The sequence below is a fragment of the Streptomyces sp. NPDC059452 genome, from assembly GCF_042750035.1.
Lineage (GTDB): Bacteria > Actinomycetota > Actinomycetes > Streptomycetales > Streptomycetaceae > Streptomyces.
The window spans coordinates 1-24019 of sequence record NZ_JBHYVE010000012.1 but is presented as its reverse complement, the minus strand read 5'-3'; the positions used below and the strand labels follow the sequence as shown (position 1 = coordinate 24019).

General features: G+C 72.8%; 22 protein-coding genes. 11 read left to right on the top strand and 11 right to left on the bottom strand.

What is annotated here, in order from left to right; translation table 11 throughout:
• The first annotated feature begins 818 nt into the window (after positions 1 to 818).
• The 3 genes from ACFW9Z_RS17640 to ACFW9Z_RS17630 are packed head-to-tail and all read left to right on the top strand — an operon-like array spanning position 819 to position 3662.
• Positions 819 to 2162: a hypothetical protein gene (locus ACFW9Z_RS17640; RefSeq protein ID WP_384641635.1), complete on the top strand. Its 1344-nt coding sequence runs from the start codon at positions 819 to 821 to the stop codon at positions 2160 to 2162.
• A 46-nt stretch (positions 2163 to 2208) separates the two neighbouring features.
• Entirely contained in the window at positions 2209 to 2823 is a 615-nt protein-coding gene (locus ACFW9Z_RS17635; protein ID WP_384641196.1) for an ABC transporter ATP-binding protein, read from the top strand.
• The gene (locus tag ACFW9Z_RS17630; RefSeq protein WP_384641193.1) at positions 2820 to 3662 is read left to right on the top strand and encodes an ABC transporter permease; all 843 of its coding nucleotides are present in this window, start codon (positions 2820 to 2822) and stop codon (positions 3660 to 3662) included. The genes ACFW9Z_RS17635 and ACFW9Z_RS17630 overlap by 4 nt, the downstream gene beginning before the upstream one ends.
• A 32-nt stretch (positions 3663 to 3694) precedes the next feature.
• Here the strand turns inward: ACFW9Z_RS17630 and ACFW9Z_RS17625 are convergent, their stop codons facing one another.
• A complete protein-coding gene (locus tag ACFW9Z_RS17625; RefSeq protein WP_384641190.1) occupies positions 3695 to 4279 on the bottom strand; it encodes a TetR/AcrR family transcriptional regulator in 585 nt (194 codons plus the stop codon).
• 86 nt (positions 4280 to 4365) lie between these two features.
• On the opposite strand from ACFW9Z_RS17625, the gene ACFW9Z_RS17620 reads away from it, so the two are divergent.
• From ACFW9Z_RS17620 to ACFW9Z_RS17605, 4 genes are all read left to right on the top strand, one after another.
• Positions 4366 to 5592 (top strand): FAD-dependent monooxygenase, encoded by a 1227-nt coding sequence (locus ACFW9Z_RS17620; protein WP_384641187.1) that lies wholly within the window; start codon positions 4366 to 4368, stop codon positions 5590 to 5592.
• Positions 5593 to 5636: 44 nt separating this feature from the next.
• A complete protein-coding gene (locus tag ACFW9Z_RS17615; protein ID WP_384641184.1) occupies positions 5637 to 6128 on the top strand; it encodes a hypothetical protein in 492 nt (163 codons plus the stop codon).
• Positions 6129 to 6290: 162 nt separating this feature from the next.
• Positions 6291 to 7562, top strand: a complete 1272-nt coding sequence (locus ACFW9Z_RS17610) for a pyroglutamyl peptidase (RefSeq protein WP_384641181.1) — start codon at positions 6291 to 6293, stop codon at positions 7560 to 7562.
• A 166-nt stretch (positions 7563 to 7728) separates the two neighbouring features.
• On the top strand, positions 7729 to 9690 hold the full coding sequence (locus ACFW9Z_RS17605) for an acyl-CoA dehydrogenase family protein (RefSeq protein WP_384641178.1): 1962 nt from the start codon (positions 7729 to 7731) through the stop codon (positions 9688 to 9690).
• A 112-nt stretch (positions 9691 to 9802) separates the two neighbouring features.
• On the opposite strand, the gene ACFW9Z_RS17600 is transcribed toward ACFW9Z_RS17605, so the two are convergent.
• A complete protein-coding gene (locus ACFW9Z_RS17600; protein WP_384641175.1) occupies positions 9803 to 10426 on the bottom strand; it encodes a TetR/AcrR family transcriptional regulator in 624 nt (207 codons plus the stop codon).
• A gap of 141 nt (positions 10427 to 10567) precedes the next feature.
• Here ACFW9Z_RS17600 and ACFW9Z_RS17595 point away from each other — a divergent pair, with 141 nt between their 5' ends.
• Together ACFW9Z_RS17595 and ACFW9Z_RS17590 are read left to right on the top strand one after the other, a co-directional pair.
• The gene (locus ACFW9Z_RS17595; RefSeq protein WP_384641172.1) at positions 10568 to 11518 is read left to right on the top strand and encodes an oxygenase MpaB family protein; all 951 of its coding nucleotides are present in this window, start codon (positions 10568 to 10570) and stop codon (positions 11516 to 11518) included.
• Between the two features lie 308 nt (positions 11519 to 11826).
• Positions 11827 to 12129, top strand: coding sequence for a hypothetical protein (locus ACFW9Z_RS17590; protein ID WP_384641170.1), 303 nt, complete (start codon positions 11827 to 11829; stop codon positions 12127 to 12129).
• A gap of 59 nt (positions 12130 to 12188) precedes the next feature.
• Here ACFW9Z_RS17590 and ACFW9Z_RS17585 read toward each other — a convergent pair whose 3' ends face one another.
• Positions 12189 to 12476 (bottom strand): hypothetical protein, encoded by a 288-nt coding sequence (locus ACFW9Z_RS17585; protein WP_384641167.1) that lies wholly within the window; start codon positions 12474 to 12476, stop codon positions 12189 to 12191.
• Between the two features lie 266 nt (positions 12477 to 12742).
• Here ACFW9Z_RS17585 and ACFW9Z_RS17580 point away from each other — a divergent pair, with 266 nt between their 5' ends.
• Both ACFW9Z_RS17580 and ACFW9Z_RS17575 read left to right on the top strand, forming a co-directional pair.
• Complete coding sequence (locus ACFW9Z_RS17580) at positions 12743 to 15304, top strand: ATP-dependent Clp protease ATP-binding subunit (protein WP_384641164.1); 2562 nt, start codon at positions 12743 to 12745, stop codon at positions 15302 to 15304.
• Positions 15305 to 15307: 3 nt separating this feature from the next.
• Positions 15308 to 15475 (top strand): hypothetical protein, encoded by a 168-nt coding sequence (locus tag ACFW9Z_RS17575; RefSeq protein WP_384641161.1) that lies wholly within the window; start codon positions 15308 to 15310, stop codon positions 15473 to 15475.
• A gap of 96 nt (positions 15476 to 15571) precedes the next feature.
• Here the strand turns inward: ACFW9Z_RS17575 and ACFW9Z_RS17570 are convergent, their stop codons facing one another.
• From ACFW9Z_RS17570 to ACFW9Z_RS17535, 8 genes are all read right to left on the bottom strand, one after another.
• Positions 15572 to 16678, bottom strand: a complete 1107-nt coding sequence (locus tag ACFW9Z_RS17570; protein WP_384641159.1) for an FAD-dependent oxidoreductase — start codon at positions 16676 to 16678, stop codon at positions 15572 to 15574.
• Positions 16679 to 16786: 108 nt separating this feature from the next.
• On the bottom strand, positions 16787 to 17587 hold the full coding sequence (locus ACFW9Z_RS17565; RefSeq protein WP_384641156.1) for a 4'-phosphopantetheinyl transferase family protein: 801 nt from the start codon (positions 17585 to 17587) through the stop codon (positions 16787 to 16789).
• Between the two features lie 27 nt (positions 17588 to 17614).
• A complete protein-coding gene (locus ACFW9Z_RS17560; RefSeq protein WP_384641153.1) occupies positions 17615 to 18904 on the bottom strand; it encodes an MFS transporter in 1290 nt (429 codons plus the stop codon).
• Positions 18905 to 19089: 185 nt separating this feature from the next.
• Positions 19090 to 19446 (bottom strand): hypothetical protein, encoded by a 357-nt coding sequence (locus ACFW9Z_RS17555; RefSeq protein WP_384641150.1) that lies wholly within the window; start codon positions 19444 to 19446, stop codon positions 19090 to 19092.
• 170 nt (positions 19447 to 19616) lie between these two features.
• Complete coding sequence (locus ACFW9Z_RS17550; protein ID WP_384641147.1) at positions 19617 to 21008, bottom strand: glutamate synthase-related protein; 1392 nt, start codon at positions 21006 to 21008, stop codon at positions 19617 to 19619.
• Positions 21005 to 22009: an asparagine synthetase A gene (locus ACFW9Z_RS17545; RefSeq protein WP_384641144.1), complete on the bottom strand. Its 1005-nt coding sequence runs from the start codon at positions 22007 to 22009 to the stop codon at positions 21005 to 21007. Before ACFW9Z_RS17545 ends, ACFW9Z_RS17550 begins: the two co-directional genes overlap by 4 nt.
• A gap of 74 nt (positions 22010 to 22083) precedes the next feature.
• Positions 22084 to 23382 carry a methylaspartate mutase gene (locus tag ACFW9Z_RS17540; RefSeq protein ID WP_384641141.1) on the bottom strand — a complete coding sequence of 433 codons (1299 nt, stop codon included), beginning with the start codon at positions 23380 to 23382 and terminating at the stop codon, positions 22084 to 22086.
• Positions 23379 to 23792 (bottom strand): cobalamin B12-binding domain-containing protein, encoded by a 414-nt coding sequence (locus tag ACFW9Z_RS17535; protein WP_384641138.1) that lies wholly within the window; start codon positions 23790 to 23792, stop codon positions 23379 to 23381. The genes ACFW9Z_RS17540 and ACFW9Z_RS17535 overlap by 4 nt, the downstream gene beginning before the upstream one ends.
• Positions 23793 to 24019 lie beyond the last annotated feature (227 nt).

Below are 24019 nucleotides of genomic sequence, written 5' to 3'. Positions count from 1 at the left end.
CGGGAGGCCCGGAGGCCGTCCTTGCGTGGCGGATCTTCACCGGCGGTCGCACCGCGCACGGTCCGGCTCGTGCGGCCGGTCCGGTGCGGCTGGTGCTCGCCGGTTCTCCGACGCCCCGTACGGAAGGGGGGCCTCGGGCCCTTCGGCCCCGGTGATCTCCGGCGCACGGCACACAATGGCAGAAGGCGGACGGTCCGAGGCTGCCGATTCCTCCTGCTCACCCGAACGAAGTAGGGCACACCGTGGCCGGTGCGCGTCCGTCCGGTCCGGGGGAATCCGCCGCAGGACAAGCCGCCCGGGCCCGTGCGGCAGCCGGAGCTCCGGACGGCGGTGACCGGCGCCCCGTCCTCCTTTCGAGGGAACCCGTCGGCAGGGGTTCCGGGCCGGTTCCCCCACGGCCGTCAGGCAGTCGGCGGCCACGGGTGCGCGGTGCGGAGGACCCCGTCAGGGCACGGGAACCAGGAGCCGCAGAGGTGCGGGGGCGGATGCGTCCGGACCGCCGCGCGGCCGGTGGAAATCCGGCTGTTGAGGCCGGGGTGGGGCGCGGAGGCCGGGCGCGTCCGTTCCGGTCGGTGGTCATCCTGATGGTCGGCCGGTCGGGGCAGCGATGTGCTGCGGTCGGCCGGGGCGGGCGGGCTGCCGGGTGCCGAGTGCCGGTGGCCTCGTGCCGTTCGCCCCACAGCCCGTTCGTCTGTTTGCTTGTTTGCCCGTTCTCCTGTTGCCCGTTCGCGTCCTTCCGTCCCTATCTGCCGTCAACGCGACCGCTCCCGGCCCGCATTGGAGCCCGTAACCTCATGTCCGATTCCGAGCAGACCACCCTGTCCGCTCCGCCCGACGGCCCTGCCCCCTCCGGCCGCCCTGACCGTGCCCGCCGGTCCGTTCCGTCGCCCGGCCACCCCACCCACGCGGTCGACCGGGCCTTCCTCAAGCTGGAGCGCCGTCGGCCCGACATCCGCTGGGACGCGGGTGGCGTCGCGTACCTCAGCGGGCCGCCCCCGACCCTGACGGACCTTCGCGCGTACGTGGGCTTCCGCCTCGGCGGGCTGCCCCTGCTCACGAGCCGGGTGGAGGGCGGCCGGAGGCCCCGGTGGCAGCCGGACGCGGACTTCGCCGTCGACCGGCAGGTGCACGAGGTGGTCGCCGACGGACCCGCCGCCTGGGACTCCGCCCTGCACACCGCGCTCAACGCCCCGTTCGCTCCCGGCGCCTTCTGGGGGGTCTGGCTGATCCACGGCCACGAACCCGACGCGTACGCCGTCTGCTACCGCTTCCGCCACGCCTGCCAGGACGGGGCGGCCGCCGCCGTGACCTTCCGGGCCATGCTGGGCGAGGGGGAGCCGTCGGCGCGCCCGGTGCCGGACCGGAGCCGCCGGGCCGGGGCGCTCCGGCGCGTGGGCGTGGCCGTCGGGCTGGCGACGAGGTCCGTGGCCGTCACGCTCGCCGTGCGCGGTCTCCGTCCGCACGCCGCCTTCACCCCCTCCGGTGAGCGGCGGCTGTGGCGGGGCCGTGTACCGGTGGAGACCCTCCGCCGGATCGGCGCCGCGCGCGACGGCTCGGCCCACGACGTGCATCTGGCCGCGCTCGCCGGGGCCTTGTCGGTCTGGTCGGCCCGCTCCGGCGTCCCGCTTCCCCGGGTGACGGCCGTGCTGCCCGTCGACGCACGACGAGCCGACGACGAACAGACCTGGGGGAACCGCTGCTTCGCCCTGCCGCTGAAGCTGCCGGTGCGGACCGCCCCGGAACACCCGGACGGTTCCCGGGACAAGGAGGCGTCCCTGCGAGGACTGGATCACGTCATGGCGACGACCCGCAAGGTGCGGGGCGAGACCTGGCGGCAGGCCATTTCGGACCTGGTCCGCTTCATGCCGGACAGGCCCACCGATTGGTACCTGCGAAGGATGCTCTCCCCGCGCGTCACCAACGTCATGGCCACCTCCATGCCGCTCGCCGACAAGGGGAGCCTGGGGGAGACGCAGGTGACGGGAACCGCTCTGCTGCCCCTGCTCGTGCCGGGGCATCTCTTCGCGGTGGGGCTGTCGTTCTTCGGCGACTGGGCCGAGGTCTCCTTCGTCGCCGACCGCGCCCTCCCCCTCGGAGAACTGCTGCCGGAGCTGTGGGAGCAGGCCGTGGGCGAACTGGCGGAGAGCTCGAAGCCGGTGTGAGCCGACCCGGGCCCATAGGGAAGACCTGGCACGACGGAGCAACGCGATGGACGTCACAGATGTACACCACTCCTACCGGCAGCGCGCCGTTCTCCGGGGCGTCGACCTGCGGTTACGGCCCGGCACCCTCGCCGGGATCGTCGGCGAGAACGGGGCGGGCAAGACGACGCTGCTGAAGATCCTCTCCGGTGAACTGCGGCCGGACCGCGGTTCGGTGCGCCACACCGGCCGGTTCGGCTACTGCCCGCAGTCCGTGGTCCTGGACGACTCCTTCACCGTCCGACAGCATCTCGACTTCTTCAAAAGGGCGTTCGGACTCGCGGACCTGCGGCGGGCCGAGGAGGTGATGGAGACCCTGGCCTTCACCGAGTACCTCGACCAGCGTGCGGGCCTGCTCAGCGGGGGCTCCCGGCAGAAGCTCAACCTGACCCTGGCGCTCATGCACGATCCGGACGTACTCCTGCTGGACGAGCCCTACCAGGGCTTCGACTGGGAGACGTATCTGCGCTTCTGGGAGCTGGCGGCGAGATTGCGCGACGCCGGGCGCTCGGTGCTGGTCGTCTCGCACCTCGCGTACGACATCGACCGGCTGGACGTCCTCTGGCGCCTGGCGAACGGCCGCCTCCACCGTCAGGAACGGCGTACGGAGGCGACGGTATGAGGCGGCACTGGTCCCTGTTCGCCACGGCGTCCCGGTACGCGCTGATCGGGCACGCCCGCAACCGGTTCGCGATGCTGCTGGTGGTCGTGTACATCCCCGTCTGGATCGCCCTTGCCTATGTGACCATTCCCGGCGAGCCGGCCCCGTTCCGGCTGCGGGCGACCGGTGAGGTCCTGACCCCGCCCGGCAACCACCTCACCCAGATCACCGGTGCGCTGAACGCGGTCACCCTGATCGCCGGGTTCATGATGTTCGCGGCCACCTTCACGGGAGGCGCGTTCGACCGCCGCCTCGCGATGGCGGGCTATCCCCGCTATCACCTCGTCCTCGCCAAGCTTTCCGCGCTCACGCTGGTCTGCGGCGCCATCGCCGCGTACGCCACGGTCACCGTCGGGGTCTCCTGGCCGCCGCGACAGCCCCTCCTGCTCGCCGCCGCGCTGTTCTGCGCGGCTCTGACCTACGGCGCGCTCGGCGTGGTCTTCGGATCGGTGCTCCGCCGGGAGGTGGAGGGCATGTTCGCCATCCTGATGATCAGCATTCTCGATGTCGCCCTGCAGAATCCCCTCTCCAGCTCCGGATCGGACAGCGCCGTCGTGCGCTTCCTGCCGACGTACGGAGCGGTGCAGGCCAGTATGTCCGCGGCCTTCTCCGACGCGTCGGCCGTCCGGGGCCTCGTGATCCAGTGCCTCTGGCTCAGCGGCGCGGCGGCGGCCGGGTTCCTGGTCTTCCGCCGCCGCACCCGCAACGCGCTCGCTCCGCGACGGAAGCCGTGGGTCCCGGCTCGCCGGGGGCCTGGCACGGACGGATCCCTGCCCTCGCGAAAGTCCGGTTCGGCGTAGGCGCGCCGGGCCCGTCCGGTGGACCTCGCGTTTCAGATGGCGAGCACGGCGGCGAGCATCCGCCGGACGACCGGGGTCAGTTCGGCCGCATCGGGCGCCGGGCGGCTCGCAGCCGGTGCCCCGGCGAGCCGGTCGTACAGCAGGCCGTCGGTCCAGGCGACGAGCAGGTCCGCCGCCTCTGCCGGACGGGGCGCGCCGAGCGCGGCCAGCAGGGCGGCGGCCCTGGAACGCGCGGCGAGGCCGGCGGTCTCCAGGTCGGCGCGCAGCTCCGGGCGGCGGGTCGCCTCCAGGCTGAGCTCGAAGCGGGCGAGCTGACGGTCCCGGCCCTCGGTCAGCCAGTGGTGCAGCAGAGCGGCCAGCGCCTCTGCGGCGGAGTCCGGGTCCGGGTCGCCGTGATCCGCTTCCCACCGGTCCACGTCGGCGACCGTGAGTTCGGCCAGGCGGAGGTAGCAGGCGCTGATCAGAGCGCTCCGCGTACGGAAGTAGTACGACGTGCTGCCCGCCGGCAGCCCCGCGGCGGTGTCGACCGCGCGATGGGTCAGGCCGCGCAGGCCGGCGGAGGCCACCGTGCCGATGGCGGCGTCGGCGATCAGGTCTCGGCGATCAGGAGGGGACACACCTGCACTCTACAGGTGTAGAGTGCGGAGCGTTGACCTCTACAGGTGTAGAGGTGGTGTGCGGGTGAGCGAAGGAGGCGGTCTTTATGGGTGTTCGTCATGCTGTCGTGGCCGGGGGCGGTATCGGGGGGCTGACCGCCGCAGTGGCCCTGAGCCGCCGCGGATGGCGCGTGACCGTCTGCGAACGGGCTCCCGCCCTTACGGGGATCGGCGCCGGTATCGTCCTCGCCCCCAACGCCCTGCGCGCCCTGGACTCGATCGGCCTGGGCCCGGAGGTGTGGGTGGGTGGCGCCCTGCCCGCCCAGGTCGGAGTGCGTACGCCCGACGGCGCCTGGCTGAGCCGGACCGGAGCCGGTGGCACGTCCTCCCGCTACGGGCTCCCCACGCTTGCCGTGCACCGCGGCTTCCTGATCGACGCCCTTGCCGCCGCCCTGCCGCCGGGCGTCGTACGCCTCGGTGTGCCGGTGAGCGGTGTGCAGGACGCCGGGGGCACGGTCGTCGTCCGTACGTCGGCGGGCGAGCTGCGCGCCGACGTCGTCGTGGCGGCCGACGGCATGCGCAGCGTGCTCCGCGGACAGCTCTTCCCCCGGCACCCCGGTCTCCGGCACGCCGGGGAGGCCGGTTGGCGGGCGGTGCTGTCCGGCGTCGGCCTGCCTGCCCGCTCGGCGGCCGAGACCTGGGGCCGGGGGGAGCGGTTCGGCTTGGTCCCCCTCGTCGACGGCCGGATCTACATCTACGCCACCGCCGTCACCGGCCCGGGTACGAAGTCGGCTGACCGCGCCGTCACCGGCCCGGGTGCGGCTCCCGCCTACCGCGGCGCGGATCCGGCCGACCACCACGCGGAGCTGACCCGGCGCTTCGGCGCGTGGCACGATCCGATACCCGCGCTGTTGGACCGGCTGGATCGGCGGAACCCCGAACCCGTCGCCGTACTCCACCACGACTTCCATGAACTGGCCTCGCCCCTGCCCCGGTTCCACTCCGGCCGGGTGGCCCTCCTCGGTGACGCTGCCCACGCGATGACGCCCAACCTGGGCCAGGGCGGTTGTCAGGCCATCGAGGACGCGGTCGTCCTGGCGCACCTCCTCGCGGGCGGCGGCGCCGACGACGTACCGGCCGCGCTCGCCGCCTACTCGGAGGCCCGGCACCCGCGCACCACCCGTATCAGCCGCCGCTCCCGGCGCATCGGTGAACTCGCCCGGCTCTCCCACCCCCTTGCCGTGTCCGTGCGGAACCTTGCCGTAAGGGCCACTCCGTGGGCGGTCACGGCGAGGGCCTTGGACACAGTCCTCGGCTGGCAGCCCCCTTCCTGACCCGGCCCGGCCACACACCCGTCCGTCCACATCAAGGAGCAACCATGAACAGCTCGGTCATATCCGGCCCCACCTCCCGGGCGGACTCCGTGCGTCCCTTCAAGGCGGGCGCCTACGGGTTCGTCCTCCTGGGAGTCGGCCACCTCGCCCTCTCCGCCGTGGCGGCCTCGGCCGACCGGACACCGGAGCAGCATGCAGCCGACACGGCGATGCGGGAGTCCACGTTCGCCCTGCTCGGCCTGGAACGCACCGTCCTTGACGTCACCACCGGCATGAGCATCGCGATGGCGCTCTTCAGCATCACCTGCGGACTGCTCATCCTCGCCGCCGTCCGCCACGCCCCTGAACTCGTCCGGCGCCGCACCGCCTTCGGATGGATCGCCCTGGCGGTCTCCCTCGCCGTCCTGGCGACAGCGGTCCTCCTGCTGCCCCCTCCGCCGATCGCCGTCCTCACCGTCGCGAGCTGCGCCTTCGCCCTGTCGTTGCGCAGGGCTGCCGCTCCTGTCTCCACCGTCCGCGCGGCCGCGGGTGCGTGACGAGGGCCGTCATGCGCGCCCGGGCGGGGGAGAGGCGTCGCCCCCGCCCGGCGTACCGGCGGAGTCCAGGCCCCATGGCGTCGGCTCCTGTGGCACCGCGATACTGCGACCGACCGTTCCGCCGAATCCGCCGGATCCGCCGAATCCCTCGAAAGGGCTTACGTGACGCACCAGTTCCCCGCACTCACCCGGCTCGGCCTGGGCGGTGTGACGCTCGTCCTCGTCCTCGCGGGCTCCACCCTGCCCGCCACCGCGTCCCCCGCCGACACCGGCCGCAGCAGCATCGCGCAGCCCACCGTCGAGGAGCAGCGCCTCGACCGGGCCGTCCCGCAGGAGATCCTGAGGCGCAGTGGGTTCGACGCCCTCGCCCCACGCTTCGCCCACGCCCTGGAGGGCTCCCGCAGTTACGCGCAGACGGAGCGGGTGGTGACCCGCCACGCCTCGGCGCTGTGGCGGCGGGCCGTGGACCGCGCCCAGGGCAGGGGGCCCGCCACGGGCGACCTGAGCCGGGGCGATGACCGCCCGCTGTACTGGGCCCGCCTCGCACTCAGCCGTGAACTGCGGGAGTGGACGCCCCGGTTCGGGCTGGACGACCGGCGGCGCAAGGCCCTGCACACCGCCCTGGAGACCTCCTCGCGCGGCCAGGAGGACATCCGCTACCCGGGCCGTCAGGTGAAGCGGGTCCTGGTCACCGGCTTCGACCCGTTCACGCTGGACCGGGACGTCCGGATCGGCAACCCCTCGGGCGCGAGCGCGCTCGCCCTGGACGGCACCCTGGTGCGGACCGCCAAGGGGCTTGCCCGAATAGAGGCCGTCGTCTTCCCGGTGCGCTGGTCGGACTTCGCCGAGGGTGCCGTCGAACGGGCCCTCGCCCGGCAGCTGCCGCACCTGGACGCCTTCACCACCATCAGCCAGGGCCGCCCGGGCCGTTTCGACGTGGAGCGCACCAACGGCGCCTGGCGCGGCGGCTTCCCCGACAACGAGAACCTGTCCCGTACGGGGGTGGTGCCCGTCACCGACCCCGCATCGCAGCCGCAGTGGACCTCCACCACCCTCCCGTACCACCGGCTCACCGAAGCGGACACGGGCCGCTTCCCGGTGTACGACAACACCGAGGTCACCGAGATCCCCGCAGGCGCCACCCAGCCGGTGACCAGGCCGGACGGCCCCACCCCCGGATCGACCGCACGGGCCGGGGGAGGCGGCGACTACCTCTCCAACGAGATCGCCTACCGGGCCACCCTGCTCCGCGACCGGCTGAGGCTGCCGGAGCTGCCGGGCGGTCATCTGCACACGCCTGTCCTGCAGTTCGGCACGGAGAACGCGAACCCGGCGACGGGCGGTGTCACCGACCCGGACTTCGAGCGCAACCGCTCGGACATCGTGAGCCAGGTACGGGCGCTGGTGAGGACGGCGGTGAGCGCGGCCCCTTGATTACCGCGCCCGGACCGGATGGCGGCTCCGGGCCGGGACCGCCATCCGGTCCGAGCTGGGCCGAGCCGGTCCGGGCCGGGCCGATTCGGCCGCCGTCCGCGTGAGGTACCCGACGGCGCGGCGTGAGATACCGCGTGATCGTTCCCGGACGGGGTAGCGAAAAGGTATGACCACCGACAGAACAGCCACCGCCCCCGACGGATACGTGCAGCCGGAGCTCGACGTCCGGGCCCTGACCGAGCTGCTGGACGGCGAGTACGCCGAGGTCCGTGACCTGGTCCGCGCCAACCTGGTGACGTACGCCTCCGTCCTCGACGAGGCCGACGAGCTCGGCATCGGCGCGTACCGCGAGCGGGTGCGCGACCTCGTGGTCGAGATGGCGGCGACGGGGCAGACCGGCATGGGCTTCCCGACGCGGTACGGCGGGGGCGGTGATGTCGGGGCCTCCATCGCCGCGTTCGAGACCCTCGCCTTCGGTGATCTGTCGGTGCTGGTCAAGGTGGGCGTGCAGTTCGGGCTCTTCGGTGGCGCGATCCTCCACCTGGGCACCGAACGCCACCACGACGCCTATCTGCCCCGCCTGATCACCGGGGAGCTGATGGGCTGCTTCGCGATGACCGAGACCGGGCACGGCTCGAATGTGCAGGCGCTCGGCACCGTCGCGCGGTACGACGTCGCCGCGCGGGAGTTCGTCATCACCACCGAGGGCGACCAGGCGCGCAAGGACTACATCGGCAACGCGGCCCGTCATGGCGAACTGGCGGTCGTCTTCGCCCAGTTGGAGGTGGGCGGGGAGTCCGAGGGCGTGCACGCGTTCGTCGTGCCGATCCGGGTCGGCGGTGAGCCGGCGCCCGGCGTCCGGATCGAGGACGACGGCCGCAAGATGGGCCTCAACGGCGTGGACAACGGGCGCATCCACTTCGACGGCGTGCGGGTCCCCCGTGAGGCGCTGCTCAACCGGTTCGCCGACGTCACCCCGGAAGGCGTCTACAAGAGCACGATCGACAACCCCGACCGCCGCTTCTTCACCATGCTCGGCACCCTGGTCCAGGGCCGGGTCAGCGTTGGTGGCGCCGGGGTGAGCACGGCCAAGGTCGCCCTCGCCGTCGCCACCAAGTACGCCCTGCGGCGCCGCCAGTTCGCGGCGAGCGCCCAGGGGGAGGAGCAACTGCTCCTGGACTACGGACTGCATCAGCGCCGTCTGCTGCCGCTCATCGCCCGTACGTACGCGCTGCACTTCGCCCAGGACGTCGTACGTACGCAGCTGCACGACGTCTTCTCCGGCGCCGAGGACGACCCGCAGGGACGGCGCAGGCTGGAGGCCCGGGCCGCCGGAACCAAGGCGCTCGGCACCTGGCACGCCACCCGGACGATCCAGGAGTGCCGCGAGGCGTGCGGCGGCGCCGGCTATCTCGCCGTCAACCGGTTCGCCGCCCTCAAGGCCGACAGCGACATCTTCACCACCTTCGAGGGCGACAACCACGTCCTGCTCCAGCTCGTCGCCAAGGGCCTGCTCACCGACTACGCGAGCGAGTTCGAGGACCTGGACCAGCTCGGCATGGTCCGCTACGTCACCAACCTCGCCGTCGAGACGGTCATCGAGAAGACGTCGGCCCACAAACTGCTCGAACGGGTACGGGATCTGCTGCCCGGCGGCGACGAGTGGGACCAGGAAGCGGGCCTGCTCGACTCGGAGTACCAGCTCGCCATGGTCCGCTACCGCGAGGAGCACATGCTCGCCGGGGTGGCCCGCAGGCTCAAGAGCGGGATCGACCGGAAGCGCGATGCGGGTGCCGTCTTCTCCGAGGTGCAGGACCACGTCATCGCCGTCGCCCACGCCCACGTGGAGCGGCTGGTGCTGGAGGCGTTCGTCGAGAAGACGCGTACGCTGCCCGAGGGCGGCAACAAAGTCGCGCTGGGCCTGCTGTGCGACCTCTTCGCCCTGTCGACGATCGAGGCGGACCGGGCGTGGTTCATGGAGCACGGCCGCCTGACCGTCCAGCGTTCCAAGGCGATCACCCGTGAGGTGAACGACCTCTGTCGCAAGGTCCGGCCACTCGCGGGCGGCCTCGTCGACGCGTGGGGCATCCCGTCCGCGATGCTGCGGGCGCCGGAGCTGGTGGGCTGACCCGACCCGCTGGGCCGTCACCTGCGGTCCGCCACCCCTGGGGTGACGTCTGCTCCCGAGGTGACGTCGTCCACTCCCGGGGTGGCATCGCCTGGTCCCGGGGTGACGTCGTCTACTCCCGGGGTGGCATCGCCTGGTCCCGGGGTGACGTCGCCGCGAGCACCAGCTCCACGCAGTGCGCCTCCAGCCGTTCGCGGGGTACGTCGAGGGTGCCGCGCAGCCACCCCGCGAAGAGGTTCGCCAGGCTGCCGACCAGGGCGTGCGCGGCCATACGGCGGTCGATGCCGTCCCCCGTACCGGAGAGCTGACCGCCGACGAGATCGGTGAACACCGGCATGACCCGGTGGCTGTGGGCCCCGAGAACCGGGTCGGCGAAGGGCTCCAGGAGCAGCAGGCGGCCCTTGTGCGGCGCGTCCAGGACCAAGGCGACGAAGGCGGAGACAGCGGCCCGGGCCCGGACCTCCAGCTGCGGGTCGCTGAGCGCCACGGCCTCCTCCAGGGCCCTCCTGGCCTCGTCGGCGACCCGCTCGAAGGCGGCGAGGAGCAGGTCGTCGCGCCCGGCGAAACTCTCGTAGAAATAGCGGTCGGTCAGGCGCGCTCGGCGGCAGACGGACCGGACCGTCACAGCGGCGCACCCCTCCTCGCCGGCCAGGCGCTCGGCGGTGTCCAGCAGGACCTGCCGACGGGCCGCGCGACGATCGGCGAGCTTGGTGCCGCCCCAGCTCCGTTCCGCCAACTCCGGTGCCCCCGTTCCCCATTGGGTTCATTTTCCTGTCGGCCCGATTGACGACAGCCGTCCCCACATCCTAACTTGAGGACGGGTGTCATCAGATTGCTCCCGGCGGCCTCGCAGCGGAATCCCTCACCGGAGGTACACGTGACAGCGTCAGCCCACGGACCGTCCCCGGCCGACCCGGGAACCGTCGAACCCCTCGGCCCCGACTCCCTCACCTGGCGCTGGTTCGGCGACTGGAGGGGCCTCCTCCTCGCCCCCTGGGCCGGGTCGATGCAGAACATGCACCCCGGACTGGGCGCGGGCGTCGCCGAGCACTCGCGCTTCTTCGAGGAGCGGTGGGAACGCCTCTTCCGCTCGCTGTACCCGATCGGCGGAGTCGTGTACGACGGCCCGCTCGCCGCCCGTACGGCCCGCGAAGTGCGCGGCTACCACGCCTCGATCAGCGGGGTCGACGAGCGGGGCCGCCCCTATCACGCGCTCGCCCCGGACACGTTCTACTGGGCGCACGCCACGTTCTTCATGCTGACCGTGCAGGTGGCCGAGCGCTTCGGCGGCGGCCTCACCGAAGCCCAGCGGCACACACTCTTCGACGAGCACGTCCGCTGGTACGCGCTGTACGGCCTCTCCATGAAACCCGTCCCCCACAGCTGGGAGGAGTTCCAGCGGTACTGGGACCACATGTGCACCGACGTCCTGGAGGACAACCGGCCGACCCGGGACGTCCTGAACATGCGCCGTATCGCCCGGCCACCCCTCCTGCGGCTGCTGCCGTCGCCGCTGTGGGCCGTCGTCCGCGTCCCGATGGTCCGGCTGATGCGGTGGCTCACGGTGGGGATGTATCCGCAGGCCGTCCGCGAACGCCTCGGGCTCCGCTGGACGCCCCACGACGAACGGCTGCTCCGGGTGCTGGGGTGGGCGGTCCACCACGCCTGGCGGTGCGTTCCCGAGCGGCACCGCTTCCACCCGCGCGCCCGTGCGGGCTGGGACCGCGAGCGGGGCCGACCGACGACGGGCCCGGTGGAGACGCCCGCCCGGAACCTCCCGCCGGAGGGGCGGCGCGGGCTGCCGCAGCACTACGCACCGGGGGGCTGACCGTCTGCGGGCATTCGAGCGTATGGACATGCGGGCATCGGCCCGGGCGCGGCATCTGGATACGGGAGTTGCCGTGATCACGAGAGACGAACGGCGCACCCGGTGATTCTCGGTGACCCCCGGCGACCGTCTTCGCCCTCGGGTGGACCGATTCCCGCGCACCCTGGGGAGCCAGTGCTTCACCCGGTCGCACGGCTCCCCTCGGAATTACTGGACAAAAAGATATAAAATTACCCATGAGTCGCGAGGTGTGCGTGCCCGGCCTCCGGCCGGGACGGCCATGCCCCAGTCGAAGAGGAGCCGCGCAGATGTCCGCCACTACGGAGCACCGCCCCCATTCCGGCCACGCCCATCGGCACGCTCCGGGGTGCGGGCATGTAGCGATCCCGCACGAGGGCCACGTCGACTACGTCCACGACGACCATCTGCACCGCGTGCACGGCGACCATGTGGACGAATGCACGAAGTCCGGCCACGCGGTCCACGAGGGCCACGACCACCAGCACGGCCAGGACTGCGGTCATGTCGCCGTCCCGCACGGCGACCACGTGGACTATGTCCATGACGGCCACCGGCACTCCGAGCACGACGGGCACTGGGACGACCACTGACCTGTGGCCTCCGGCCTGCTGCGGGCGTGGGGTCAGGGGAACGTTTCTTCTCAAGGTGGCTAGTCGGCGGGAGCGCCCCAGCGGTGGGCGGAGGGGTGTTCCCGCGGACCGTCTGAACATTCACCCGGCGATGTGCGTGCGGCGGTCCAGATGGCCTCGATCCCGAGCGGGCGGTAGCCGTCCTCCGGCGCCCACGTCGATGCGCTGGAACGTTCCTGCGTGTGCGCGTGTGCCAGGGGTGCGGGCGGCGTCTTGCGCTCGATGCCTCCAAGGCGTCGTTCGAAGTCGGCCTGCAACCGGTTCATGGTGTCGAGAAAGTCCTCAAGCGGAATGCTTCCTTCGTGCATCTGCTCCTCGTTTCCTGCGTTTGTCGCACCCCGCACAACGATCTCTTCCGCCTGGGGGAATGCGGCATTCGGGTGACCCGTAAGGGAACATGCGCGTGCTCGCCCAGGACTGTGCTGCCGTCGCGGTGGTCGGCCATGAGGAGGGTGCGGCCGCGCTACCACGGCTCACGTACGTACAGGCTCTCCCCGTCGGCCGTACCGTTTGCGGAGTGTGGAGCGTCGGGTTTGAGTGGGTGGGATCCTCCGTTCGCTCATCAGGAGCTGGCATGTCGATGGCTTTCGGTTCTGCCTCCGGTCCGCCCGATCCGTTCAGTGATCTGCTGAATCGTTTCTTCGGTATGTCGCCGGCATCGTCGCCACCGGCCGTGCAGCGCGTGCCCATCGGCCGGCTCCTCACGGAATCCTCGCGTGAACTTCTGGACGCCGCCGCAGGCAGGGCGGTCGAGGACGGTACGCCCGACCTCGATACGGAGCACCTCCTGTGGGCCGCCACCCAGGTCGAGCCCACCCGCAGACTGCTCGCCCAGGCCGGGGTCGACCCCGTGAAGCTGGGGGAGCGGATCGCGAAGGTGCTGCCCCGGGAGTCCGCGGAGCCGTCCTCCGAGCCCGGCCTCACCCCGGCGGCCAAACGGACCCTCGCCCTCGCCCATGCCAGGTCGCAGGCGGCCGAGGTCTCGTACATCGGGCCCGAGCACATTCTCGGTGCCCTCCTCGCCGATGCCGATTCCGGCGCCTCCCGGTTCCTGCGCGCCCAGGACCTGGACGTCCCCGAGCTGCGCGGCATGACGGACCGGGCGGTACGCGGACAGGGCGCCGCCCCCGCAGCCGTGAAGCAGCCGTCCACGACCCTGGACGAGTTCGGCCGGGACCTGACCGAGGAGGCCAGGGCGGGCAGGCTCGACCCCGTGGTCGGCCGGGCCGAGGAGATCGAGCAGACCATCGAGATCCTGTCGCGGCGCTCCAAGAACAACCCGGTGCTCATCGGTGAGCCCGGCGTCGGCAAGACCGCCATCGTGGAGGGGCTTGCCCAGCGCATCGTCGCGGGCGAGGTGCCCGACACACTGAAGGACAAGCGGGTCGTCTCGCTGGACCTGTCCGGCATGGTGGCCGGAGCCCAGTACCGCGGCCAGTTCGAGGAGCGGCTCAAGAAGGTCATCGAGGACGTCCAGGAGTCCGACGGCGAGATCATCCTCTTCATCGACGAACTCCACACGGTCGTCGGAGCGGGTGCGACGGGCGAGGGTTCGATGGACGCGGGCAACATGCTCAAGCCCGCCCTCGCACGCGGCGAGCTCCATGTGGTCGGCGCGACCACGATCGACGAGTACCGCAAGCACATCGAGAAGGACGCCGCCCTGGAGCGCCGCTTCCAGCCCGTCCTGATCCCGGAGCCCACCGTCGAGGAGACCGTACAGATCCTCGAAGGGCTGCGGGACGCGTACGAGGCCCACCACCAGGTCCGGTTCGCCGACGGGGCGCTGACGGCGGCGGCCGAGCTGTCCGACCGCTACATCTCCGACCGCTTCCTGCCCGACAAGGCCATCGACCTGATGGACCAGGCCGGTGCCCGCGTACGGCTGCGCAGTGCGAACCGCTCCACCGAGGTCGTCAGCCGGGAGGACCGCCTGGCGAAGCTGCGCCGGGAGAAGGACCAGGCAGTGGCCGCCGAGGAGTTCGAGCGGGCCAAGGAGCTCAAGGAGCAGATCGCCGAGGTCGAGGGCGAACTCGCGGGCATCGAGGAGCGCCGGGAGGGCGTCGTCTCCGTGACGGCCTCCGACATCGCCGACATCGTCTCCCGCCGTACGGGAATCCCGGTCGCCCAGCTCACCGCGGGCGAGAAGGAGAAGCTCCTCAGGCTGGAGGAGGAGATGCACGCGCGGATCGTCGGCCAGGACGAGGCCGTCACCGCGGTCTCCGAAGCCGTACGCCGCAACCGCGCGGGCATGGGCGACCCGGACCGGCCCGTCGGCTCGTTCCTCTTCCTCGGGCCCACCGGAGTGGGCAAGACCGAGCTGGCCAAGACCCTGGCCGAGCTGCTGTTCGGCGACGACGACCGGATGATCCGGTTCGACATGAGCGAGTTCCAGGAGAAGCACACGGTCGCCCGGCTCGTCGGCGCGCCGCCCGGTTACGTCGGCTACGAAGAGGCCGGTCAGCTGACGGAGAAGGTGCGGCGCCGCCCCTACAGCGTGGTGCTCTTCGACGAGGTGGAGAAGGCGCACCCCGATGTCTTCAACACGCTGCTCCAGATCCTCGACGACGGCCGCCTCACGGACGGACAGGGCCGTACGGTCGACTTCCGCCACTGCGTCGTCGTCATGACGTCCAACATCGGCGCCCACCGCATCCTCGCCCACGAGGGTGACGCCGCCGAGCTCAAGGACGAGCTGATGGAGGATCTGCGGGGCCGGTTCCTACCCGAGTTCCTCAACCGCATCGACGACATCATCGTCTTCCACAGCCTCACCGAGGACGACCTGTCCGAGATCGTCGACCACCTGCTGGACCGCAGCAAGCACCGCGTCCACGCACAGGGCCTGACGCTGGACGTCACCGAAGCGGCGAAGAAGCTCCTCGTGGCCCACGGGTACCAACCGGCCTTCGGCGCCCGTCCGTTGCGCCGCACGATCCAGACGGAACTCGACAACCGCGTCGCCTCCCTCCTCCTCGGCGGCGAGGCCGGACCCGGCGACACGATCGTCGCCGACGTGGAGGACGACTCCCTGCACTGCACGATCCGCAGGAACGACACGAACGACACGAACGACACGAACGACACGAACGCTGCGAACGACTTGAACGCCGCGAACCCCACGAACAAGGAGTGACCGATGGCTCACCACCACCACAAGTCCAACGAAGAGGTCGAGGGCGACCCGGACACCGGCCACAGCCGCGGAATGCCCCGGCGCCCGGACGAGAAGAAGCTCGACGAGCGCCTGGAGGAGGACCGCGAGGAGGCGGGTCTGCCGCCGGAGCGGGACACACGGGGCGACTAGCCGGTCTCCGGTCGGCCGCTTTCGGCACAGCGGCAACTCTGGCACGGCGCGCGACCTGCCTCGGGTCGCGCGCCGCCGTCGATCCTGCCGGTCGGCTCAGCGCGCGGGTGCCGGGCGACCGAGGGCGAACCGGGCGGCGGTGCCCGGCCGCCCCTCGACCAGGTCGGCGGCCAGGTCGCCGATGGCCGGTCCGAACTTGAACCCGTGCCCGGAGAAGCCCGCCAGCACGGTGACCGGCCCCTGCCGGTCGATGACGAAGTCCTCGTCGGGCGTTGTGGTGTAGAGGCAGGTGAGGGGCACCGGCTCGGTCCCGGCGATGCCGGGCAGCCACTCCGCGGCGTAGGCACGGAGGCGATCGACGGCCGCCGGGTCCGGCGTACGGTCGCGGTGGTCGGGGTCCACGACCGGCCCGACGCCGTGCAGACCGATCTTGACGCCGTCCACGCTCCCCAGCCCGTACACGCCGCCCGGCAGACCGAACCCGGCCCCCGGGTGGTGGATGAACGACGGCCACTCCACCGCGTCCGGCACCGGGAAGTGCACCGGCTGCTCCTGGGTGACCCGCATCGGCGGCAGGCCACTCACCAGGCCCGGCAGAAGACCGGGCGCCCAGCCGCCCACGGCGACCACCACCGCGTCCGCCGTCAGCGCCTCGTCGGCGTCCGTCACCACGGTGACCCCGCCCCCGGTACGCCGGACTTCCTTCACGCGCACCCCGTGCCGCACCTCGGCGCCCCGCTGTCCGGCCGCCTTCAGCAGCGCGGCCACGGCGTCGTCGGCGTGCACCCGGCCTGCGTCCGGGTGGTACAGCGCGGCCGTGTCGGCCCGGAGCCCCGGCCACCGGTCGGCGACCTCCCCGGGCGAGAGCCGCCGCGCGGACCGGCCCGCCGCGGCGAGCACGTCGGCCAGCCTGTCCACCGCCCGGGGCAGCCCGTGGTCGACGGCCCCGGTGAGCGTCAGGACCGGCTGCCCGCTCTCCTCCTCCAGCCGTCGCCACAGGGGCAGCGCCCGGAGCGCCAGCTCCGTGTACGAGGGCTCCGCGTACGCCAGCCGGAAGATCCGGGAGGAGCCGTGCGAGCTGCCGCGGTCGTGCCCCGGACCGAAACGTTCCAGCACGGTGACCCGGTGGCCGCGCGCCGAGAGCCGCCAGGCGGCGGCCGCTCCCATCAGCCCGCCGCCGACGACAAGGACGCGAAGAGGCATGAGCGTGTGTTCCTTTCCTTCGTCGGGATCGTGCCCGGGGAGCCGGACGGCCCCGACGAAGGATACGGAGAAGACACCTCACCATCTCCCCCTTACCTCCTTACCCCCTCACCACCGCACCGCCACGGCCGCGCGGTGGCCGGCCGGGACCGCCACGTCGGTCAGGAGCCAGCCGGCGGGGGCGGACGGTACCGGGCCGGAGCCGACGTACTCGGCGGACGGGTCCGCGCCCAGGCCGACGCCGGTGCCCTTCAGGTAGGCCTCCTTCCTGGTCCATACGCGGGCGAAGGCGGCGGCCCCCGCATCGGGGGGAAGCGCGGCGAGTTCGGCCGACTCCAGCGGGTGGAGGACATCGGCGGCCTCCGCGACGGTCTGCGGTGGGGGCACCGGCTCGACGTCCACGCCGACCGGGGTGGCGGCGACCGCGATCAGGCTCAGCCCCTCGCAGTGCGAGAGCGAGAAGTGCAGCCGCCCGTCCGGAAGCACCGGGCGGCCGTGCGGCTCCCCGCAGCAGGGGCAGGGCGCCCGGGCCACCGAAACGGCGCGGGGGGCGATGCCGAGGTGGGCGGCGAGCAGGCGGCGCAGCCCCACGTGGGCGCACATGTAGGTGGCCCGGTCGCCGGGGCGGCGGAACTCCTCGGCGCGGGCGAGTTCGGCCGGGTCGAGGACGAGGGGCGCGTAGCGGGTGACGGTCTCCTGGTGGGTGGCGGTGGCGACGAGCCACAGGTGCGGGTGCGCCGGGCTGGGCCGGGGCTGCCGGGGCAGGGCCGAGGTCAGGGGCGGGAGGGGATCGGGGAGCAGGATGCCGCCCGCCGCAGAGCCGGGGCGGATGCCGCCCGCCGGGGAGTCGGGGCGGATGCCGCACGCCGGGGATTCGGGCCGGGAGCGGGACGCCAGGGGTGGGGTCATGTCTGCCTCGCAGGGGTCATGTCGGCCTCACACAGGAGTGGTGGTCGTGTCGGGTACGGGGCGGGCCTCCGCCCGGGGTTCAGCCGTCTTCCCTGCCGGGGTCCGCAGCGCCATGGCCGCCGCGAGAGGGGAGAGGAAGGCGATCGCCGCGCAGAGCAGCCAGGTCCCCGTCACGCCGAGGTACAGGGAGACGGCGCTGAACAGGGCGAGGGACAGCGGGGCCGCGCCGATGGTGGCCAGGCTGAGGATGGACATCGCCGCACCCATCCGGCCCTCGGGGACGGCCTGCTGATAGGCCGTCACCAGCGCGGGCCCGTTGAGGCCGGAGAAGACGCCGACGGCACAGGCCACTCCGGCGAGCGTGCCGGGCGAGGGCATGAGCGCCATCGCGGCCATACCGGCGGCCAGTCCCGTGCCGGTCACCACCAGCTTGAGGAAGACCGGGATGCGGTGGGCCAGGGCCGCGCCGATCGCGGCGGACGCCAGCGCCCCCACGCTGAAGGCGGCGAGCACCAGGGCCACCGCGCCCACGCCCCAGCCCTTGCCGGAGGCCTGGAGCGGCAGGGCGACCTCGGCCGGCCACGCGAACGCCAGGTCCAGGCAGAAGCAGGCCACGAACATCCACAGCAGCCGGGGATGGGCGGCCAGCAGCCGGAAGCCGTCGCCGGACCGGCGCAGTACGGAGGGCCCGGACGCGCGGCGCTCGGGGCGTGCCATCCGGTGGGTGACATGGGCGGCGCAACCCAGCCAGACGGCACAGCCGACGGCGGCCAGGACCATGACGGCGGGCAGACCGCCGACGGTGACGAGCCACGCCCCGAGCGGTGTTCCCGCGATGGGAGCCAGGCGCAGCACCATGGAGAAGAGGGAGTTGGCACGGCCGAGGTGTTCGTCGGGGGCGAGCCGGGTCAGCAGGACGCCGGACGCGGGTCCGGTGAGCCCGAGGAGCGACCCCTCGACGACGGCGATGGCGATCAGCGGCCACAGCGCGTCCGTGGTCGCGGTGACCAGGGCCCCGGCCGCCAGGACGGCGACCCGGGTGGAGGTCGCGCGTAGCAGCAGGACCCGGGGGCCCAGGGCGTCGGTGAGCGCACCGCCGAACAGGAGCATCAGGGCGCGCGGGAGGGTGGAGGCGAGGATGACGAAGGTGACGGCGCCGTGCCCGCCGAGCTGGATGGCGGTCCAGCTCATGGCGATGAGCAGGGCGAAGCTGCCTGCCTGTACGGCGGCCTGGCCCACGACGAGGCTGTTGATACGGGGCCAGTCGACGCCGGGACCGGCGTCGGCCGGTGTGCTGGGGGTGGAGCTCGGTTCCATGGGGTCGGCCTTCTGCGGAGTCGGTCGAGGGCGGGACAGGGCGGGGTGCGATGAGGTGCGGTGAGGTGAGGTGAGGTGAGGGACGGTGGCGTACGGAGGGTCTGCGGGTATCCGGGGCTGCGGGCCGGGCCGGGCCGGGCGAGGTACGGCGGGTCGGCGCGGGCCTGCGGGCAGGCGGAGCCGGGTCAGGCGAGTGGATGCGTGCGGACCCGGATCCGTACGCCGGTCGCGTCGCCGCGCAGGCTCGCCGCGACGGCGAGGGCCACCGCACGGTCGGCGGCCCGGCGCACGGAGCGGCAGCGGGCGGTCCCGCCGTGCGTGCGCACTTCGACGCGGCCACCGAGGTAGCCGCGCCCGGCCTCGGCGAGGGCCCGTACGGCGGCGGCCCGGGCCATGGCCGCGGAGCCCTCGTCGGGGGCGGCGGCCACACTGATCCGGGGGATGTCGGAGAGGGAGAAGCGGGCGTGGACGGTGCAGTTCGCGAGGTGTCGGTGGCGGGCGGCCGGGGCACGTACTCCGGGAGGGCGCCGGGCGGCGCTCACCGTACGGTTTCCTCGGCGGGCGGCGGCTCCCGCACGACCTCCACGGCGGCCGGCACCCGGCGCACGACCCCCACGACCCCCACGACCCCCACGACGCCCGGCGGTCGCCCTACGATCCCCGTGCTCCCCACGGCCCCCGCGATCCTCCTGGCGCCCCCTGCGGCCGACGCTCACCGCACCGCTCCCAGCGGATCGGGCGCGGGCCGCTGAGCCGGTGCGTCCGGCCACCAGAGGTCCTCGGGGCCGAGCGCGAGGGCTTCGTACTTGCCCAGCGCGCTGATGAGCAGCCGCAGTTCGAGGGCGAGGGCATCGACGAGGCGCTCCAGGCCGTGCTCGGGGTCCTCGTCCACGGCGATCAGGGCGGCGCGGCCCAGACCGACGGCTCCGGCGCCGAGGGCGAGGGCGCGCAGGGCCCGGCCGCCCTCCCACATACCGCCGCTGGCGAGGAGGCAGCCGCCGGGGCGGCCGATGCGGCGCAGGCATTCGGCGAGCGGCAGGCCGACCTGGTCCAGGAAGACCCGGGGGGCGTAGCCGGTGCCGCCCTCCGCCCCGTCCACGGTCACCGCCTCGGCCCCGGCGGCCCAGGCGGTCCGCGCGGCGTCCGCGATGTCACGGCCGGGATGGAACTTCACCCAGGTACCGGCCCGGGGGAAGTTGTTCCGCATGAAGCGCAGTTGCTGGCGGAGGATCTCGTCCGTGAAGGTGCCGGGGGTGGCACAGCGCAGTTGGCGTTCTCCCGGCCCGTCGAAGACCTTCCGTACGGTGAAACGCCGGGCGAGCTGTTCCGCCTCGGCGCCGCCGACGACGGTCATGCCGCCCAGCCCGGGCTTGGCGCCCTGACCCGTCTTCAGCTCGAAGGCGAGGCGGCCGGTCTCCAGGAGCGGGCGCAGGGAGGGGTCGCTGTAGAGGAGGTTCCAGACCTCGGAGTCGGCGTCCTCGGTGGACTGCTGGACGACGATCCCACCGACTCCGTCGGGCACGGCGTCGAGGTAGGCCTCGATCCGGCCGAGAAGCGCGGAGCGCCCGGCGTCACCGGCCCGGCGGTAGCCGTGGACGGGGATCATGTTCTCCCCGATGACCATGGGGATGCCGAGCCGGGCGGCCTGCCGGGTGGCGTGGACGGCCAGGTCGCCGCTGCCCGCCCGGGTGGAGCCGAAGGCGGAGAGATACAGCGGGAGCCGCGAGGCGAAGCCGCCGACCCGGGTGGTGAGGTCGACGTCCGTGAACTCCGGCTCGCGGGCGAGGTCGATGAGCTTTTCGAGCCGCTCGGGGGTGAAGACCGGCGGAACGATCCGGGCCCGGTCGAGGCTGTCGCCGGAGCCGGAGCCGGAGCCGGAGCCGGAGCTGTGGTCGTGGTTGGAGCTGGAGCCCGAGCCGTGGCCGGGGCTGGAGCCGTAATCGGGACCGGGGTAGTGACCGGATCCCGAGCCCGTACCGTACGCCTCCGGGCCGAAGAGCTCCGTCCCGTACGCGTCAGGGGCGGGGAAGACCTCGGCGGTCCCGTTGCGGGCGCGGGCGCGGATCCGGGCCTCGGGGAAGCCCGGTGCGGCGAGGGCGCTCACGGGGCCATCACCCCGGGGAGCTTCGGGTAGGCGCTGACCTGCCATACGGCGTCCAGGCCGGTGAGGAAGCGGACGAGGCGCTGGAGGCCCATGCCGAAACCGGCGCTGGCGGGGATGCCCTCGCGGGCCTCCTTGAGGTACCAGGCGTACTTCGCGGGGTTCTCCCCGCTCTCCCGCATCCGCGTGACGATGGTTGCGTAGTCGGACTCGCGCTCGCTGCCGGAGACGATCTCGCCGTAGCCGTGCGGGGCGATCAGGTCGAAGTTGCGCAGGACGCCGGGGTTTTCGGGGTCCTCCCGGTCGTAGAAGCCGCGGGAGCCCTTGGGGTAGTCGTTGATGAAGAACGGCCGGTCGCTCTCCAGGGAGAGCAGGCGCTCACCGGCCCAGTCGATCTCGCCGTCGGGGTTCTGCGGGTGGCCGGAGGCCAGCAGCCGGGAGACCGCCTCATGGTGCGTGCACACGTCGTACTTCCCGCTGCGTACGTCGGCGAAGCCGGCCTCCTCGCGGCCGAGTTCGGCCAGTACACCGGGGATCGCCGTGAACACCTGCTCGGTGACGTGGGTCAGGAGACCGGCGGCGATCTCCTGCGCGTCCTCGCGGCTCGCCTCCGCGATCTCCACGTCGATCTGGTGGAACTCGACCAGATGGCGGCCGGTGGTGGCGGTCTCCTCGGGCTCGACCCGGACGTTGGGGGCGATGTAGAAGAGCTTGGGGAAGCCGCGCAGCGACGCCTGCTTGTAGAGGATCGCGCTGGTCATCAGCTTGTAGGAGTGGCCGTAGTAGTCGACGTCCAGGGCCTTGGCGCCCCGGCCGCCGGGGTCGGTGACCGGGCCGACGAGCGGCGGCAGCAGCTCCACGAAGCCCTGGCCGCGCAGATAGTCCCGGGCCGCGTGGAGGGCCTCCTGCTGGACGAGCATGGCGGCGCGCAGCTGGGGCGAGCGGAGGTGTTCGCCGAGCGGGGGCGGGGTGGCCGGTCCGCCGGTTCGCGGGGTCTGGTCCATGGCAGGTCTCCTGTTCGGTGCGCCCCGAAGTGTCCGGGGTACGGGGGAAGTTGGCGGTGGTGGTGGCATCGGGGTCAGCCGACGGGCTGGGGCGCCGCCGCCCGGTCGTAGCGGTCGGCTACGTGGTTGAGGGCGGTGAGCAGGCCGGACGCGGTGAGCGTGGTGGCATCGGCCCCCGCGTCCGGACGGATCGGCATCGACCCGGTACGGGACCACCGGAGTCGGCCCGCGGGGTCGATGAAGCTGCGGGAGCGGCCCGCGTTGTCGGGGTGGAGGCAGAACGGGACGTCCAGCAGGCCGCGTTCGAACGCCGTGAGCAGTGCGCGGGACGGATCGGAGTGGAGGCCGAGGACGGTCTCCACCAGCGTCCGGGCCTCCTGGTACACCTCGCTGTCGGCGTCCGCCCCCGGTCCTCCGCCCAGCCCCGTTCCTGGGGACGGCGGGCTCCCGGCGAGTGCGGCGGCCGCGGCCGCCGTCTCCAGCGCCCGGATGTTCTCCTCGACGGTGGGGATGCGCAGGGCCTCGGCCGTCGTCTTGACGAGCAGCCGCCGGGCCCCGGCCCGCACCGCGAGCCGGGCGGACGACTCCAGCAGCCGGGTCGCCCCCTGCTCGGTGCGGGGGTAGACACCCATGTAGGTGTAGAGCACGACATGGTGGTCGACGCCCGCCGGCAGGAACTCCCCGGCCAGCCGCCGCAACGCGCGTACCGCCTCCTCGTCCTGCTCCCGGTCGGTCTGCTGGGCGTAGCTCAGGGAGACGCTGCGCAGGCCGTACCGGGCGAAGAACACGCACTCCAGGACGCTCATGGCGACGAGCAGCCCCGGCGGGCAGAGCTGGCCGAGCAGGCAGCCGCCGAAACTCTCCAGATGCGGTACGCCACCGGGGCGGGCGCTCCCGGCGAGCAGCTCGCACCCGCGCGCCCAGGACGCGACGGACTCCCGCAGCGGGGTGCGTCCGTAGGGCAGGCAGTAGGAGACGGGGCCGCCCTCGGTGGCGTCGAGGCCCGCCGCCGTGAGGGCGCGGATGATCGCTTCCGGCCGGGAGGAGCCGTGGCGCACCTGTACGGGGAAGCCGGCGTCCAGCACCGAGTCGAGCAGGGAGCTGGTGACGGCCCTCGGGTGGGTGGCGATCGGGTAGCCGTTGAGCCGGGCGCCCTCGGCGACGGCGGCCCGGGCCGCCGTCAGATCGCCGACCCGGGTGTAGCTGTCGATGGTCAGGGTGCCGACGGTGGTGGCGGTCGCGGCCTTGGTCCGGGCCAGGCCGTCCCGCATCGCGCCGGGGTCGCTGAACCCCATGCGGGGCTGGACGACGAGGCGGCCGACGGCGGCGCCCGCCGCGACGAAGGAGCCGAAGGGCGGCGGGGCGGCGCTCATGTCGCCACCCGGTCGCGGTCGCGGGCGGCCAGGAAGTCACGCAGGGCGTCGAGGTCGCCGTCGCCGAAGACCGCGTCGCAGCCGGCCTCCTGGAGTGCGGTGACATCGGCCTCCTGGCGGCAGCCGTCGACGCCGAGCTTGCCGCCGATCACCACGGGCAGTCCGGCCGTCGCGGTCTCCGCGCGCAGCCCCTGGACGGCGGCGAGGCCGTCGCGGTAGCCGTGGCCGTTGACACTGCTGAGCACCACCAGATCGGGGGAGTGCCGACGGCAGGCGGCCACCAGCAGCTCCGGGGTCACACAGGGACCCAGGCCGGTGACCTCGTGCCCCAGCTCCTCCAGGAAGAGCCCGAGGTACACGAGATTCCAGGTGTGTGAATCCGAAGCGGTCCCGCTCAGGAGTATCTTCATGCCTTTGATAATAGGGTCCTGGGGATTCCTTGAGGGGAAGTCTGAGCGGCAGCAGGAAGCGGCAGTTTCCGTCAGATGTATTGATGTGCAGGGGGCAGTGGAAAGGGCCGTGGGGCCCCCGGGGGGGGGGGGGGCAGGCCCCGCGTTTTGAGGGTTTTTAGGGGGGGGTCAGAGGGAGGGGGGGGCCGGCGGAGCCGGGGGGGGGGGGGGCCGGTCGGGGGGGAGGT

What these genes read in the sequence shown, in the direction of transcription:
- ACFW9Z_RS17635 (WP_384641196.1), top strand. Translation starts at nt 2,209, where the DNA reads ATGGACGTCACAGATGTACACCACTCCTACCGGCAGCGCGCCGTTCTC.
- ACFW9Z_RS17630 (WP_384641193.1), top strand. Translation starts at nt 2,820, where the DNA reads ATGAGGCGGCACTGGTCCCTGTTCGCCACGGCGTCCCGGTACGCGCTG.
- ACFW9Z_RS17620 (WP_384641187.1), top strand. Translation starts at nt 4,366, where the DNA reads ATGGGTGTTCGTCATGCTGTCGTGGCCGGGGGCGGTATCGGGGGGCTG.
- ACFW9Z_RS17615 (WP_384641184.1), top strand. Translation starts at nt 5,637, where the DNA reads ATGAACAGCTCGGTCATATCCGGCCCCACCTCCCGGGCGGACTCCGTG.
- ACFW9Z_RS17605 (WP_384641178.1), top strand. Translation starts at nt 7,729, where the DNA reads ATGACCACCGACAGAACAGCCACCGCCCCCGACGGATACGTGCAGCCG.
- ACFW9Z_RS17590 (WP_384641170.1), top strand. Translation starts at nt 11,827, where the DNA reads ATGTCCGCCACTACGGAGCACCGCCCCCATTCCGGCCACGCCCATCGG.
- ACFW9Z_RS17585 (WP_384641167.1), bottom strand. Translation starts at nt 12,476, where the DNA reads ATGCACGAAGGAAGCATTCCGCTTGAGGACTTTCTCGACACCATGAAC.
- ACFW9Z_RS17580 (WP_384641164.1), top strand. Translation starts at nt 12,743, where the DNA reads ATGTCGATGGCTTTCGGTTCTGCCTCCGGTCCGCCCGATCCGTTCAGT.
- ACFW9Z_RS17575 (WP_384641161.1), top strand. Translation starts at nt 15,308, where the DNA reads ATGGCTCACCACCACCACAAGTCCAACGAAGAGGTCGAGGGCGACCCG.
- ACFW9Z_RS17570 (WP_384641159.1), bottom strand. Translation starts at nt 16,678, where the DNA reads ATGCCTCTTCGCGTCCTTGTCGTCGGCGGCGGGCTGATGGGAGCGGCC.
- ACFW9Z_RS17565 (WP_384641156.1), bottom strand. Translation starts at nt 17,587, where the DNA reads ATGACCCCACCCCTGGCGTCCCGCTCCCGGCCCGAATCCCCGGCGTGC.
- ACFW9Z_RS17560 (WP_384641153.1), bottom strand. Translation starts at nt 18,904, where the DNA reads ATGGAACCGAGCTCCACCCCCAGCACACCGGCCGACGCCGGTCCCGGC.
- ACFW9Z_RS17545 (WP_384641144.1), bottom strand. Translation starts at nt 22,009, where the DNA reads ATGGACCAGACCCCGCGAACCGGCGGACCGGCCACCCCGCCCCCGCTC.
- ACFW9Z_RS17540 (WP_384641141.1), bottom strand. Translation starts at nt 23,382, where the DNA reads ATGAGCGCCGCCCCGCCGCCCTTCGGCTCCTTCGTCGCGGCGGGCGCC.
- ACFW9Z_RS17535 (WP_384641138.1), bottom strand. Translation starts at nt 23,792, where the DNA reads ATGAAGATACTCCTGAGCGGGACCGCTTCGGATTCACACACCTGGAAT.